The organism is Chitinophaga skermanii (assembly GCF_003259335.1).
In the GTDB taxonomy this organism is placed as follows: domain Bacteria; phylum Bacteroidota; class Bacteroidia; order Chitinophagales; family Chitinophagaceae; genus Chitinophaga; species Chitinophaga skermanii.
Genome location: NZ_QLLL01000001.1, coordinates 851,756 through 866,587 on the forward strand (window position 1 = coordinate 851,756; position 14,832 = coordinate 866,587).

Consider the following 14,832-nt stretch of genomic DNA (forward strand, 5'->3'; position numbering starts at 1 on the left):
GGATGGGCTATTTTCAATTTCCCGACTCATATAAATGTACGAAGTTATGGACAGTGACGATTTGCTGCATGTAACGGATGATCGGCTGCTCACCGAAATACACCAAGGGAATAAAGCAGCATTCGACATCCTTTACAATAAATATTGGAAATCCGTATTCAACACCGCGTATAAACGGCTACTTAACACGGAACTCGCGCAAGACGTGGCCCAAGATGTATTTGTACAGGTTTGGACACGAGCCGAGGCGGCTCCTATTGAGAATATTGGGGCTTATTTACATGTGGCTGCGCGGAACGGGGTATTCAAGCAATTGGAAAAGCAAAGCAAGTATATTCTTGTACATACGAACTTCGAAGAAGGGGATGAACCGGCTACTACCTACGGGCAGGCCGATGAAAACATGCGCTTTAAAGAGTTCATGGCTGCCTTCAAAGCATTAACCGATTCCTTACCGGAACAACAACGGGTTATATTTAATATGCGTTTTCACCAAGGCATGACTACGCAAGAAATAGCCGACGAATTGAACATATCTATTAAAACAGTGCGCAACCAAATCGGCAAAGCCTTACAGAAAGTGCGCCATGCGCTGATGTGTATACACATCCTTTTCATCCTCCACCACCTCGATTAATTCCTCGTTAAGAAAAATTAATAAAAATTTTTTGTAGTTGAATGGGCGCATCCCGTTTTTTCGACTCTATAATATTGAACACTGTAATTGATGGACAACCAAGATCAAAATAAGGAACGCTTTATCCTACTCTTAAAAAAATACCGCGAAGGCCGAGCCACCGCGGAGGAAACGAGGTTCCTAGAAGCCTATTTTGATGTTTTCGAGGGGGAAGACGAGTTGATCACGGCAGCTAATGAACATGAATTCCTTGCTTTACGAGATCAAATGAAAGCCAATATCGAACTCAAAATAGCGTCACACTTTGCTGCACCAAGGAAGAGAAGGTTCGTGTGGATTAAATGGGCAGCAGCAGCGGCGGTATTCTTAACAATTGGTTCCAGTATTTATTTCTATACAAATAACATCGCATCAACTTCCAACCATTTTAAAACCATCAGCGCGCGCAAAATGGACAGGGCGCAGCTGCAACTGGCCGATGGGTCAGTAATTTATCTTGATGAGGAACAACCCGGCACCATCGCAGAGCAAGGGGGTAGCGAGGTCACGAAAGGAAGTGATAATTCACTTGTGTACAATCAACATGCGGATGATCCTACAGCGCCGCCACAGATGAATATCTTCTCTACCCCTAACGGGAAAAAATACAAGATCGTGCTGCCCGATGGTACAAAGGTTTGGCTGAACGCTGTTTCATCACTTCGCTTCCCTACAAGTTTTAGCGATCATGATAGGGTAGTAACCTTGGTGGGAGAAGCATTTTTCGATGTAGCAAAAGATGAAAAACATCCCTTCATTGTGAAATCCGGCGAGCAAGCTGTGCAAGTTCTGGGTACACAATTCAATATTAACGCCTATGAAGACGAAAGCCAGTTAGAAACAACTTTAGTAACGGGAGCGGTGAAAGTAACCAATGCCAACAACACTATTGTTATCGCGCCCGGTGAAAAGGTGATCGTTGTAAAGGATGGTAGTAAAATAAGTAAAGTCAATGCCGATGTAGAGCTGGAAACGGCTTGGGTGAATGAAATCTTCTCTTTCAAGAATGAAGATATCACCAGCATCATGCGCGAAATTGCGCGTTGGTATAATGTGAATGTACAATTTAGCGGTAAGTTCCCCGGCGATAGGTATTCCGGCGAAATCGAACGTAGCAACAAATTAGAAGACGTATTAAAAATTCTAGCGCTAAATAATATCCATTTCGAAATGCAAGGTAATACGATCATTGTGTCGTATGACAAGTAAAATCAACCAATTTTCTAGAACAGTAGTATTAAAAATTTATCAACCAAACTAAATAAGAGTCTGCTTATGCATTGATCAGCCAACATTTTCTACAACGCAGCCGGTACGCCGTAATCGACGGCAAGAAGGCCAAAAACATTTTACCGATTTAAATTATTATCTCCATGAAATTCAATTTTCATTGTTCTCCTTTGCCGCGCAGGGCAGGGGTAAGGGAACTTTTGTGTGTTGTGTTGAGATCGACGTTGATGCTCGTTTTGCTGTGTAGCTTTTCTGTATCAGTGTTTGCTCGTCAGAACACATCGTACGTGAGCATGAATATGCAAAACGCGTCCCTAGAATCTATCTTCAAAACCATTAAAAAGCAAACCGGGTACTTAGTTTTTTATAAAGACAATATCAATCCCGCTACGCTGAAACAGGATGTCAACTTACAACATGTTGCATTAGAAGATGCATTGACTGTATGTTTAAAGAACTTTTCATTAACGTATACAATTGTTAATAAAACGATTGTGATTTCCCTTCCACCCGCTACACGCGTAGCAGCGGCGGAAGTACCTATGCAAGAAGGCCCAATTACGGGTAAGATCATCGACAGCTTAACACGCGAATCGTTGATTGCAGTAACCATCGTGGTAAAAGGCAAGAATATTTTTGCTCAAACTAATGAAAGCGGTGCATTTAAAATTGATGCTGCTGTGGGTGATGTGTTACAGGTTTCTTACTTAGGGTATAAGAAGAAAGAAATTGTGATTAAGAATAAAGCGGCGCTTACTATTCTTTTAGCACCTACATCGAGTGCTTTGAGCGACGTGGTCATCACAGGTTACCAACAAATTAAGAAAGATAATTATACTGGTAATGCCATCGTGGTAAAAGGCGATGAGTTGAAGCGGTTGAACTCGCAAAACATTTTAAAAGGTTTAGCGTCGTTCGACCCTTCTATGCGTATCAGTGAAAATAATATCCTCGGTTCCGATCCGAATGCGATGCCTAAAATTAACGTACGTGGTTCTACTTCTTTACCTGCTATGAACGGCGAGGTATTGGATCGTAATAACTTGTCGAGCAACTATAACTTACCTGTATTTATTATGGATGGGTTTGAAGTATCGTTACAGAAAGTGGTGGATTTTGATATTAACCGTATTGCCTCTGTTACGATCTTGAAAGATGCAGCGGCAACCGCGGTATATGGCTCTCGTGCAGCGAATGGTGTAATTGTTATTACAACGAAAGCACCTACTCCTGGTAAACTTCGTTTAACCTATAACGGTGAAATGCGTATGACGGCGGCAGACTTATCGGATTATAGCGTGTTGAACGCGGCCGATAAGCTGGAATACGAACGTTTAGCGGGTTTATACTCTGGTGTTAACAACTCGGCCAATACGGTAGATGAATTAACAGCACAATACTACGCGAAGCTGAAAAACGTGGTGAGCGGCGTTAATACTTACTGGTTATCACAACCATTGAGAAATGCATACGGCCAGAAGCACACGATTTATGCCGAAGGTGGTGATACTACGTTCCGTTATGGTATCGATTTACGTTATCAAACAAACCCTGGTGTAATGAAAACCTCTTACCGCGATCAATACAGTGGTGGTATGAGTTTCAGTTACAACCCATCTCGCAGGTTGGTAATCAAAAACGAATTGACCCTTACCGCTGTTAATCAACAAAATTCTAAGTATGGTAGCTTTTCTACGTATGTAAGCATGAACCCGTATTACCCGATTTATGGACCAGACGGCAAGTTGATACAAGAAATTGCGAATTGGAGAGTAGATACTTATAAAGATGGTCCTGATCAAATCAAGAATGTACCTGTATACAATCCACTGTACGAGGCAAGCTTGGGCAACTTCGATAAATCGAAATATACCGAGTTGCTCGATGCATTTTCGGCGGATTGGAAAATTAATAACGATTTACGTTTGATTGGTTTAATAAGTTATAACAATACTAAAACCACTAACGACGTTTTCGTTTCTCCATATAGCTCGGCCTTCATCAATACCCCAACAGAAGAAATCCTCAATAGAGGTTCCTATACCTTTAATTTTACAAATTATACACGTTTTGATGGTAATGCCCGTTTGGTTTACAACAAAACTTTAGGTGGTCATGCTATTAACGCTGTATTAGGTGCGAACTACGTATCTACTAAAATGGATTACAAAGGATTCCAAGCGCGCGGCTTCTCGAATGATAAGTTCTCTAGCTTGGCTTTCGCAAGAATTTATACCCCTAATTCGGCTCCTAACGCCGATATTACGCAAAACCGCTTATTGGGTTCGTTCTTTAACGGTAGCTACTCTTATAAAAATCGTTACTTAGTAGATGCATCTTTCCGTATGGATGGATCTTCCACTTTCGGTACAAAAAACAGGACAGCGCCATTCTGGTCGACCGGTTTTGGTTGGAATGCCCACAATGAAGAATTCATTAGGGCTATTTTACCAAACGTATCTCGTTTGAAATTTACGGCTACTACGGGTCTTGTTGGTTCCGTTGACTTCCCTCCTTATTTGTCGAGAACTACTTACTCTTACCAAACAGCTAACTGGTATTCAACAGGTATTGGTGCTATTGTAAATGGTTATGGTAACAGTGCGCTTGCTTGGCAAAAAACGCAGAACTACGATTTCCGTATGGAGCTTGGTTTGTTCAACGATCGTATCGTGATCACACCGGTGTACTATCATAAATTAACGAAAGGCTTATTAACCGATATTAACGTAGCGCCATCAACCGGTTACACTACTTATAAAGAAAACTTGGGTGATATGGCTAATAACGGTTATGAATTATACTTGTCGGCCAACCTTTATAAATCGAAAGATTTAAACGTAAACTTCACTGGTAACTATGCTTACAACGAGAATAAGATTGTAAAGATCTCTAATGCCTTGAAGAAGTATAATGAAAGTGTGAACGATTACCAATTGAACGAGGATAATAAAGCACAAGGTGTGCCATTGTTACGTTACCAAGAAGGGCAGTCGATTAATACAATTTACGCCGTTAAATCGATGGGTATTGATCCGCAAAATGGTCGTGAAATTTACGTGATGCGTGATGGTAAATTAACGTACAACTACTACATCAGTGAAACACAGCCGGTGGGTAATATGACACCGAAAGGTGAAGGTTTCGTAGGAACAAACGTTACTTACAAACAATGGATGTTGAGCTTAAGTGCGCATTATAAATTTGGTGGCGATTGGTATAACCAAACCTTGGTAGACCGCGTAGAAAATGCTGATCCTAGGTTTAACGTAGATAGCCGTGCATTAGCGATGCGTTGGATACAGGCAGGTGATAAGGCTTTGTATAAGAATATTGCCGATTTGAATACAACATATGCATCGAGCCGTTTTATTCAGAAAGATAACTTGTTTGAATTGCAATCTGTGTACCTCTCTTACGACGTGAAAAGAGAAGTTGCACGCCGTTGGGGCTTACAGTCACTTCGTGGTGCCATCCAAGGCAACGACATCTTCCGAATTGCGTCTATTAAACAAGAGCGTGGTATATCGTATCCATTTGCTCGCAGTTTAACGGTTTCTTTATTGGCCACCTTCTAATCAAAATAGACATGAAAAATTTCTTATTGATATGCATGCTGCTGTGGGTATGTTCGTCTTGTAGTAAAATACTCGACATTAAGCCTCAAACACAGATCGATTTAGAGGAATTGTTCTCGAATGAACAAGGATTCAAAGAGGCATTGAATGGTGTGTATACAAGCTGTGCCGGCCGTGATTTATACGGTGGTAACCTTACCTTCGGCAACTTGGATGTGTTAGCACAGAACTACCAGTTCGCGAGTGATGTGAACATGCAAAATACAGCCAACTTCGATTATTATAATGGCACCTTGCGTGGCATGGCTTACTCGGTGTGGACGAATGCTTATAAGTCAATTGCGAATTGTAACTACATTTTAGCCTACATCGACAACGATACAACTAAGTTTTCAGGCACTAACTATTCCTTGATTAAAGGAGAAACGATTGCTTTACGTGCGTATTTACATTTCGATATGTTACGCATGTTTGCTCCATCGTTTAAATCTGGACCCACCTTGCGTGGTATTCCTTTTGTGACTCAGATTAGTACTACTTCTACCCCTTTCTCTACAGTGAAAGCCACCCTCGATACCTTGGTAAGCGAATTAAACCGTGCGAAAGAATTGTTGAAGAAAAGCGATCCTATTTTGTTGCCAACATACGTAGTAGGATATCCAAGCTCAACAACAGGTACTGAATTGAAAACACCCGATATGTTTTTACAAAACCGTAGACATAGAATGAACTATTATACGGTTTGTGGTGAATTAGCCCGCGTGTACTTGTATAAAGGTGATTATACCAATGCATTAGCAAATGCAGAAGAAGTCATTAAAGCGAAGAAATTCTTGCCTACTAAAGAGGCAGATGTTTTCCAAACGGACGTAGAAAAGAAAGATCGCATTATGTATAACGAGTTAATGACCGCTTGGTTTGTGGATACTAAAAATATCCAGGATATGTTGATCAGCACATATTCGAATTCGAACCCTAGCTTAAGTGGTACAACTTCGCAAGTAAATGATATTTACGAGATCGCCGGTCCAGGTGGGGAAGACTGGCGCTTGAAACAATGGTTTAGAGCCCAGGCTTCTGCGACCGGTGGTACAGAACGAGCTATTTTATTGAAATATGTAAGAAATGCGGAACCATTGAAGAATATGCATCCATTGGTAGCACCGGCCATGCGTTTGACGGAGATGTACTATATCGCGGCAGAAGCGAGCATGGATACGAATCCTGCTATGGCTGTGGAGTATTATAATACGGCTAGGAAAATGCGCGGTATTGGGATGACTTTAACCAATATGGGATCAAGAGATAACTTCTTGAACTTATTGATGAAAGAAGCGCGTAAAGAGTTTTATGGTGAAAGCCAAATGTTCTATATGTACAAACGCTTGCATGCAAACGTGGTTATCAGCTCAACCCAGGTTAAACAACCTAGCAACAACGTTTTCGTATTCCCATTACCAGATGATGAAAACGCTTACAGAAACAACTAAAACCGGCATCATGAAAAAATATTGCTTACTCGCTGCATTGATCTGTTTGGCCTTTTTCAGTTGTAAGAAGTCGGAGATCTTATCCTACAGCGTGTCGAAAGACAACATTTACTTGAAATATAAAAACACGGATAGCATTGTTTATTCGTTTGCCTATAACCCAACTTTAGAACGTGATACGGTGTGGATACCGGTGATTATCTCGGGAGAAAAATCAAAATCGCCCCGCAGCTTCACCATGTCTGTTGTTGATAAAGGCACATCGGCGGTTAGAAACCTGCATTTCGAGCCTTTGAAATCGGAATATATTATGCCGGCAGACTCGGGTACTACCATGGTGCCGATTATTTTGTTGAACATAGATACAGCCTTGGCGAATAAATCGGTGGATTTAACGGTACGTGTTTACGGAGGAAAGGACTTCGATTCGGAATTACCGGATGATATCCGCTCGAAACGTATCTTCTTCTCGAACCGTTTAGAGCAACCATTATGGTGGCCTGCATGGCCTCAACTGGGCAGGTACAGTAGAACGAAACACCAGTTATTCTTGATCTCATCGGGTACAAGGGATTTAGTTATCCCAGGTTCTTACCCAGATGCGTACATGGAAATCCCAAGAGCGTTGTACTACATCGCCAACGTTAGTTACTTCCTCAATTATCCATTCGAATGGGTAGCGGAAAATACCAAAACGGGGTACATGTTAGAGAAAAGAAACGATAATACAGGCGACTACGATTTCTATAACATCGCATCACCAACAAAACGTTTCCATTTAAAGTATTTCCAATCTGCGAACAAGTATGTGTTCATGGATGAATATGGTCAACAAATCATCTTCTAATTATTGCTTATGAAACACTTCGTATATATCCTTTTTTTGGTGGCCGTAGGAATGGGTGCGTGTAAGAAAGATTTGGGGAATTATACCTACACCCCGCCGACAGAACCGGTGATTAAAAATTTTGTGGATTCGACCGTGAACGCGATGGTGGGTGATTCTTTGATCATCAGTCCAGACGTAAAGTTAGAAGGTGGCGATCCATTAAAAGACTTAGAATACTATTGGGAAATTATTGTAGCGGAAGAGGCACGTGCCGAAACCTATACAGGTTACCCATTACGCATGGTGTACAATTTAAAACCCATGGAACGTAATGCGCGTTTAACCATTACCGATAAACGTAACCAACTTAAATACTTCTATAAGTTCAAAGTTATGGGTGGTACGCAGTTCTCGAAAGGTACTGCTGTATTGAGCCTCGATAATGGCGTTACAAAGTTGTCGTTTATTCGTCCTGATAGCACAGTAAACGCGAACTTGTACTTCAACCTTCACAACGAAAACCTTCCTTCAAAACCGGTGCAATTGTATGCTAAGCCATTAGCGTACCAAGCCAATACGGTAGAAGATATGTGGGTAATCTGTGAAGATGAAACTCATCCTAGCATCATCCTAGATGGTAGTACAATGTTGAAAAAACGCACGTTTATCGAGCAGTTTTTCAAAGCACCTACACCCATGGTTACCCAATACTTTGAAGGTTCTATGGGGGTGCCAACAGGTATCATTAATAACAAACTATACCTCTCTGTAACACAAACGGCTCCGTTTGCACCAGATTTTGGTAAGTTCTCTAGCATGGTGCCGGGCGATTATACCTTGTCGAAATACTTCTCTCGCACACCGGTGTTCTACTTTGGATTTGATATGAAGAGCCGTGCGTTTGTATCGTTCGACGGTGGTGGTAACTACATGGGTAGCGATTACACGGTAACAGCAGCGGCTTTCAACCCGAAAAGCATTGAAGCCGGTGAATTGATCTTTATGCAAGCTGTAATGGGCCCATCGTATGCTTACTTTAAAGCAGCCGACGGTAAAGTGTATGAATATGCCATGTCGGTTGATATGGCCAACTATGCACAACGTGCTATTAAGCCTATTCACAAACGTGTATTCAAAGGCTCTGATTTAGTGACGGCTACTACCAAATGGCAACGTAGTGCAGTAGATATCTTCTACTTCACTTCCAACGATAAGATCTACCGCTACAACCCAGTGAACGAAGATTTACGCGCACTGGATGCCAACTTCGGTGGTAAGAAAGTAACGATGATTCAATTGAACTTAGCCGGTACCGAGTTAACAGCCGGTATTGACGGGGAAGTGTTGAAATTGGATGTAAGCGTAGGCCAAAACGGGCCAATTGTTAGCCGTGTGAAAGGTATCCCAGGCGAGCCGGTCGATATTATTATTCGCAAGTAAATACAAACACCGGTGTACGTGATACATCGCCTACACCGGTGTTGATAAATGAAGCGTAATCAAACAAGCAATCATGAAATTATACCTAAAAATATTCAGCATTTGCGCCGTGGCGATGAGCATGTTGGCGTCGTGCGAAAAAGATGATACAAATGAAGCCACCACGAAAGTGGAGTTCGCACCTGAAGTAATTCGTGAAAAATGGTGGGACTTTAGATCGGAAATGCACCGTGCGTATTTAGATGATCAAGTAGCGGTGTACCTAGCTTCTGATGTGGATTCGAATATTGTACGTTGGGCGGGTCCTAATATGAACAAAGTATGGAAATACACGAAAGCTACATACGGCGCCTATGGTGAAGATGGACGCTTATTGGTATTTGCACATGGCCCAGAGTATTTAGAACCAGGCGGCGTGTTCTTTGCCACCTTAGCAGGTTACATGGATGGTACAGTGAATTACCGCAACATGCTTGTAGCTACATCAAGTGTATGGCAAGATACCATGACGATGATGGCAGTAATGACGCACGAGGTAAGTCATATCATTGAAGGTTCCAGCTATGGCATTAAAGGTTCTCCTTCTGCTAAATTATGGGGAGATAGCCAATTCGCCGACATTGTGATTTTCGACACATTCTTAGCGATGGGATGGAACGATTGGGCACAAGAAGTGATCAGGAATGGCCAAACCAATGGCGTGAACTATCCAAATCCGAACCGTCGTAATTACTGGTTTAGAGATTGGTGGTATCCATTGTACATGAAGTATGGCAAAACACAGTTACTTGTAAAGTACATGAAGAGCATATCAGAAAACGTGCATACAAAAATCAACTGGGAAGGCTTCAAAGAATATACGGAAGATCTTAACCTCGGGGAGTTTGTGCATTTCATGAGTGGTGCTGCCGGTGCAGATTTAAAAGCACAAGCAAAGATTGCTTTCGATTGGACCATGGAAAATGAGCAACAGCTCATCAATGCAAAAGAAGATTACCCGAACATTAAATACTAAGATTAAGGAAACCATTTATGAAAAGAATATTATTCGCGGCCGCTAGTATATTGCCTGCATTGGCATTTGGACAAGCAGCCATTCAAAAATCACCTTTTACCATTTCCGGTAAAATTGGTCAATTGAACGCACCTGCTAAGGCGTACATCGATTTCATGGATAACGGCACTACCGTTGAAGATTCTGCCACTTTAGTGAACGGGGAATTCAAATTCGCCGGTCAAAGTGCGGGTTATTCTTATGCGAGGTTGGCATTGAACCACGACGGTGTAGGAGGTAAAAGCAAAGCAGTGTATGCAGGTGATGTTATATACTTCTACTTCGGTAAAGAAAAAATAACTATCACTTCGAAAGATTCATTGGCAACAGCCGTTTTCACTGGTTCAAAAGTGTATAACGATTACCAAGCGTACAACAAGCAAATTGGGGGTACGATCATGGATTTAACGAAGGCAGCAAACGCAGCATTCTCGGCACTTACACCCGAACAGCAGAAAGATACGGTGTATGTAAATAAGGTCAACACCATGTTCAGAAATAGCATCAACGCGCGCAACGAAAAGCAAGTGTTATTCGCGAAAGCGAATCCTAACTCGTACTTCGGTATGGTGGCCTTGTCGGAAGGTGCGGGTGGAAATGTGGATGTCCCCCGTATTGAACCGATCTTTAAAGCCATGGCTCCTTGGTTGAAAGAGATGGATTTTGGGAAAGAAGTGGGCCAGCGTATCGAAGCCGCTAAAACCATTAAGTTGGGAGCGAAAGCGCCTGGTTTTACGCAGCAAGATGTGAATGGCAAACCTGTTTCATTAGCCAGCTTGAAAGGCAAAACCGTGTTGGTAGAATTCTGGGCTAGCTGGTGCGGACCTTGTCGTGCCGAGAACCCTAATTTGCGCGAGCAATACGCGGTATATAAAGATAAGGGTTTCGAGATCATCGGGGTTTCATTGGATGATAAGAAAGATAAGTGGCAAGAAGCCATTGCAAAAGATGGCTTACCGTGGATTCATGTGAGTGACTTGAAAGGTTGGAACAACGAGGTAGGTCGTTTATACGGCGTACGCGCGGTACCGGCTAATTACCTCCTCGATAAGGATGGCAACATTATGGCTATCAGCTTACGTGGCGAGGAATTGAACAAGAAGCTTGCCACCATTTTTGCTAACTAAGTTCACTACCATCAATTACAGCCATTGATTTGGTTGATAAACATGTAATCCCCGGTCGTTCTTCGGCTGGGGAATTTTTTTTATATTCGGGGTTCCATTAATCGATTGCAGAGATGAGAAACCCGCTTAGTTTTAGCTTCCAGAAGCCTACTCCCTGGCTATATTTTGTATTAGTAATTGTTGTGCCTATTTTTCTTGGTATTTCGGTAGCCTATTGGTATCCTCGCTCGGCTTGGTTGTTTGCGCTTTCGATGGTAGTGCCGTTGGTGGTGGGTATGATTTTATTATTGCGTAATAGGCGGGGGAAAGATGAGATCGTTTTTACGCGTGATGGGTTTGATTCGTTGGTATATGGAAACATTGCTTATAGCGATATTGTGAAGATCCATAACTCGGTTTGGTTGCCGAAGCCTTCGTTAAAACTGAGCTTGAAGAATGGCAAGAAAGCAACTTGGTTACTTTCTTACCGGGCGAATTTGTTTAACAATGAAGAAGATATTATACAATTCGAACGCTTTACGGCCCAGTTAACAATGGAGCTATTGAAGTTTGAAAAGAAAAATCCATTCACTTATATCGTCAATGAACCATCGGCAACCAATATCCCGGAAGGAGCATTAAGTCGCCAAGCCCAGCAAAGTACAGCGCGTAATAAACGTCCTACATGGATGATACCCGTTACAGCGGTGTTTGCTATTACTGCATTTATTCGTACGTGTGGTAAAGATCTCTTCAAAAGAAAAGAGCCTGATTTCGCTAAATATGCCATGGAGCAACGCGCACGTTACGAAGAGAATATTGATCGTTCGAAAGCCGTGATAGATTCATTTGTACGTTCACAAGGCGCAATGTATTTATACACGAATGATACAGCCGCTAAGTTAGTGATGTTACCGGATGTAGCCGTTGTGGATGTAACGGGCATAGAAATGTTCAGAAACCAAATGGCGAATGATAGTTTAGAAAAGTATATTCAACATCCCGATTCTTTTGCATACAAAACGATCGTCATCAGTGGTCGTACTTTTAAACCCATGACGAAAACGATCTTGAATATGAATGATAGTGCCAACACGACCTTGTATTTCCGAGTATACGATTCTACACTACATATTATTAACGGCTACGATCGCAGGCGCAATCCCGGCCCGGTAGATTCTTCGAAGTTCCCTGTGTTCGACATGACCACGGCCATTCCAGTGTACGATGTGAAAGATGTGTATACCCCCATTAGTGAAACATTTCCAGGCATGCATATGATGTTAGCACAAGTAAAGCACCGGCCAACAACATTTAAAATTTACTTGACAGGAAGGGAGAATGAAGGCGTTACACGGGAAGTGTTTGATAGGAGTGTAGCAGCATTGGAGAAACAGTTGAAAGCTGTGGAGGTGGATGTATCGGGGTTTGTGAAGAAGACGTTTAATGAGTAGAGAAGTTTATTATAATAACTATATACTTTCAATATACTTTTGACTTCTCAAATACAACTATCAAGGTAAAGGAAGAAATTAATGCGTGTATTATTATCGATTAAGCCAGAATTTGTTGAGAAAATATTTAGTGGCGAAAAGAAGTTTGAGTATAGAAAAGCCATATTTACTAATAAAGATGTTAATAAAATTGTAGTCTATGCTACAATGCCTGTTGGTAGAATTGTAGGTGAATTTTTGATTGAAGACATTTTGACAAGTTCTCCCAAAGCAATTTGGAATAAAACGAAGGAGTTTTCTGGTGTACAATATGACTTTTTTAAGTCTTATTTTGATGGGCGTGATAAAGCTTATGCTATTAAAATAGGATCGCCGATATTGTATGCTGAACCAATTGATCCCAAAGACATGAATGCGCAATTTGTGACGCCACAATCATTTATGTACTGGGATTAACTACCGCCTTTTCCAAATCTTCCCCACTAGCTTATGCAAAGTGCCGCTGGTACTTTCAGATTGCTCGAATAATTTTTTAATTGGAGCGGGTACAGTTGGCGATCGGTATAATAGAACGATATCTACAAACCCGCTCTTTATGTCTTCATTATACGAAAGAGAACCCCAACTTTTCTTCATAGCACCACCCAGGGCTTTTAACTGGGCTTTCACACAAGTCTTTTCTTCGGGCGACATAGCCCAAGGTTCGAATGTATATTTACTACCGGGGCTGATAGAGGCGTGGGTAACTTGTTCATCAGCAAACCAAATAATAATATTCCATTCCCCTTGCTCGAAATTGCGTAAGAGATAGGAGGTATACCGATCCGATGAAGTCCAGTTTTCAAATCCCAAACCTTCCACCATCTCCAAAAAAGTGCTACGCATCAAACTTGGTGAGATGATAACATTGTTTGTGATGGTAAAATTCCCAGTATTTGGATCGATGTGCATGTATCAAAAGTAATAAAATTATATCTTGTGCTTTGATACCCTAACTATATGAAATATATCTTACTTGCCTTACTGGCACTTTGTAGTATGCAAACTATTGCGCAAGATAAATTCCCGGAAACAGCTCTTGTGGAAGCCTGCTCAAATAAATTAGATACTATACCTAGAGAGAGAATTCCAGCTGCTATTAATAAGTTGAAGCCTTTAGCCGGTAAAAATTTAGATGCAACTTTACAATTGGGATGGTTAAGTAGAAATATCGATCAGTTCAGCCAATCTAACCAATACTATACCCAAGTACTCAATATGGTAGATAAGAAAAGAGATATTAACTATTATATCATAGCCATGTTAGAGATGGGGTCGAATAATTACAGGTTAAGGAAATATAAAAAATGTGAACAAATACTTATTGTAGTAGACAAGGAGTTTCCTAATCGTTCCCTGGCCATGTATTACCTTGGACTTGCATTGTGTATGCAAAAACGATATGATGAAGGGATCAAACGATTAGAGAGCATATATCGACAAAAAAAGATGGAAGAAGCAGGTATCCTACTTACATTAAATTATATATATGGCGAAAAGGGCGACTATAAAATGGCTATAAAATATGGAGAGATAGCATTGAAGAAAACTGATGATTATATTCTAAGGGGCTCGGTTCTCAATAATATTGGTTACTCTAAGGCCATGCTTGGCGATGTAAAAGGAGGAATGGAGATGATAGAGGAAAGCTTAAAAGTGTACCCTCGTAATAGTTATGCTTATTTAAACCGCGGTAGAATTTACCTAAAATTGAATAAAAAGAAAGAAGCTTGTAAGGAATTTGCTTTAGCCGATGCCAACAATGTTGTACCGGGCTTTAGTACGAATTTTATACCGGCTGGGACCTGTCGTTAACCAAAAAAATTTTTTTCGATACACATTTTTCACTTAATTTTTCAGTCGAAGAGTAAAGCAGACCCCCGCCAAGGTCTTTCTTCTTATCGACATCCAAAATCTGTACAACTTAAAGAGAATC

At 41.3% G+C, this 14,832-nt stretch carries 12 protein-coding genes; 11 read left to right on the plus strand and 1 reads right to left on the minus strand.

Annotated features, from left to right (window positions below):
• Window positions 1-46 precede the first annotated feature (46 nt).
• From LX64_RS03485 to LX64_RS03530, 10 genes are all read left to right on the plus strand, one after another.
• Window positions 47-637: an RNA polymerase sigma factor gene (locus LX64_RS03485; RefSeq protein ID WP_111596348.1), complete on the plus strand. Its 591-nt coding sequence runs from the start codon at window positions 47-49 to the stop codon at window positions 635-637.
• A gap of 90 nt (window positions 638-727) precedes the next feature.
• Window positions 728-1,885 (plus strand): FecR family protein, encoded by a 1,158-nt coding sequence (locus tag LX64_RS03490; RefSeq protein ID WP_111596198.1) that lies wholly within the window; start codon window positions 728-730, stop codon window positions 1,883-1,885.
• Between the two features lie 314 nt (window positions 1,886-2,199).
• Window positions 2,200-5,484, plus strand: coding sequence for a SusC/RagA family TonB-linked outer membrane protein (locus LX64_RS03495; protein WP_211324718.1), 3,285 nt, complete (start codon window positions 2,200-2,202; stop codon window positions 5,482-5,484).
• Window positions 5,485-5,495: 11 nt separating this feature from the next.
• The gene (locus tag LX64_RS03500) at window positions 5,496-6,974 is read left to right on the plus strand and encodes a RagB/SusD family nutrient uptake outer membrane protein (protein ID WP_111596200.1); all 1,479 of its coding nucleotides are present in this window, start codon (window positions 5,496-5,498) and stop codon (window positions 6,972-6,974) included.
• A 10-nt stretch (window positions 6,975-6,984) separates the two neighbouring features.
• On the plus strand, window positions 6,985-7,821 hold the full coding sequence (locus LX64_RS03505) for a DUF4843 domain-containing protein (RefSeq protein ID WP_158538513.1): 837 nt from the start codon (window positions 6,985-6,987) through the stop codon (window positions 7,819-7,821).
• Between the two features lie 9 nt (window positions 7,822-7,830).
• Window positions 7,831-9,243, plus strand: a complete 1,413-nt coding sequence (locus tag LX64_RS03510; protein WP_111596202.1) for a PKD-like family lipoprotein — start codon at window positions 7,831-7,833, stop codon at window positions 9,241-9,243.
• Between the two features lie 73 nt (window positions 9,244-9,316).
• Complete coding sequence (locus tag LX64_RS03515; RefSeq protein WP_148707178.1) at window positions 9,317-10,258, plus strand: hypothetical protein; 942 nt, start codon at window positions 9,317-9,319, stop codon at window positions 10,256-10,258.
• Between the two features lie 17 nt (window positions 10,259-10,275).
• On the plus strand, window positions 10,276-11,424 hold the full coding sequence (locus LX64_RS03520; RefSeq protein ID WP_111596204.1) for a TlpA disulfide reductase family protein: 1,149 nt from the start codon (window positions 10,276-10,278) through the stop codon (window positions 11,422-11,424).
• 113 nt (window positions 11,425-11,537) lie between these two features.
• Window positions 11,538-12,857 (plus strand): hypothetical protein, encoded by a 1,320-nt coding sequence (locus tag LX64_RS03525; RefSeq protein ID WP_111596205.1) that lies wholly within the window; start codon window positions 11,538-11,540, stop codon window positions 12,855-12,857.
• 81 nt (window positions 12,858-12,938) lie between these two features.
• Complete coding sequence (locus LX64_RS03530) at window positions 12,939-13,313, plus strand: ASCH domain-containing protein (protein ID WP_111596206.1); 375 nt, start codon at window positions 12,939-12,941, stop codon at window positions 13,311-13,313.
• On the opposite strand, the gene LX64_RS03535 is transcribed toward LX64_RS03530, so the two are convergent.
• The gene (locus LX64_RS03535) at window positions 13,314-13,808 is read right to left on the minus strand and encodes a hypothetical protein (RefSeq protein WP_111596207.1); all 495 of its coding nucleotides are present in this window, start codon (window positions 13,806-13,808) and stop codon (window positions 13,314-13,316) included. It lies immediately after the preceding gene.
• Window positions 13,809-13,856: 48 nt separating this feature from the next.
• On the opposite strand from LX64_RS03535, the gene LX64_RS03540 reads away from it, so the two are divergent.
• Entirely contained in the window at window positions 13,857-14,711 is an 855-nt protein-coding gene (locus tag LX64_RS03540; RefSeq protein ID WP_111596208.1) for a tetratricopeptide repeat protein, read from the plus strand.
• The last annotated feature ends 121 nt before the right edge of the window (window positions 14,712-14,832 follow it).

Excerpts from the sequence above, each read along its gene's own strand:
- LX64_RS03485 (WP_111596348.1), top strand. The coding sequence starts at position 47 with ATGGACAGTGACGATTTGCTGCATGTAACGGATGATCGGCTGCTCACC.
- LX64_RS03490 (WP_111596198.1), top strand. The coding sequence starts at position 728 with ATGGACAACCAAGATCAAAATAAGGAACGCTTTATCCTACTCTTAAAA.
- LX64_RS03495 (WP_211324718.1), top strand. The coding sequence starts at position 2,200 with ATGAATATGCAAAACGCGTCCCTAGAATCTATCTTCAAAACCATTAAA.
- LX64_RS03500 (WP_111596200.1), top strand. The coding sequence starts at position 5,496 with ATGAAAAATTTCTTATTGATATGCATGCTGCTGTGGGTATGTTCGTCT.
- LX64_RS03505 (WP_158538513.1), top strand. The coding sequence starts at position 6,985 with ATGAAAAAATATTGCTTACTCGCTGCATTGATCTGTTTGGCCTTTTTC.
- LX64_RS03510 (WP_111596202.1), top strand. The coding sequence starts at position 7,831 with ATGAAACACTTCGTATATATCCTTTTTTTGGTGGCCGTAGGAATGGGT.
- LX64_RS03515 (WP_148707178.1), top strand. The coding sequence starts at position 9,317 with ATGAAATTATACCTAAAAATATTCAGCATTTGCGCCGTGGCGATGAGC.
- LX64_RS03520 (WP_111596204.1), top strand. The coding sequence starts at position 10,276 with ATGAAAAGAATATTATTCGCGGCCGCTAGTATATTGCCTGCATTGGCA.
- LX64_RS03525 (WP_111596205.1), top strand. The coding sequence starts at position 11,538 with ATGAGAAACCCGCTTAGTTTTAGCTTCCAGAAGCCTACTCCCTGGCTA.
- LX64_RS03530 (WP_111596206.1), top strand. The coding sequence starts at position 12,939 with ATGCGTGTATTATTATCGATTAAGCCAGAATTTGTTGAGAAAATATTT.
- LX64_RS03535 (WP_111596207.1), bottom strand. The coding sequence starts at position 13,808 with ATGCACATCGATCCAAATACTGGGAATTTTACCATCACAAACAATGTT.
- LX64_RS03540 (WP_111596208.1), top strand. The coding sequence starts at position 13,857 with ATGAAATATATCTTACTTGCCTTACTGGCACTTTGTAGTATGCAAACT.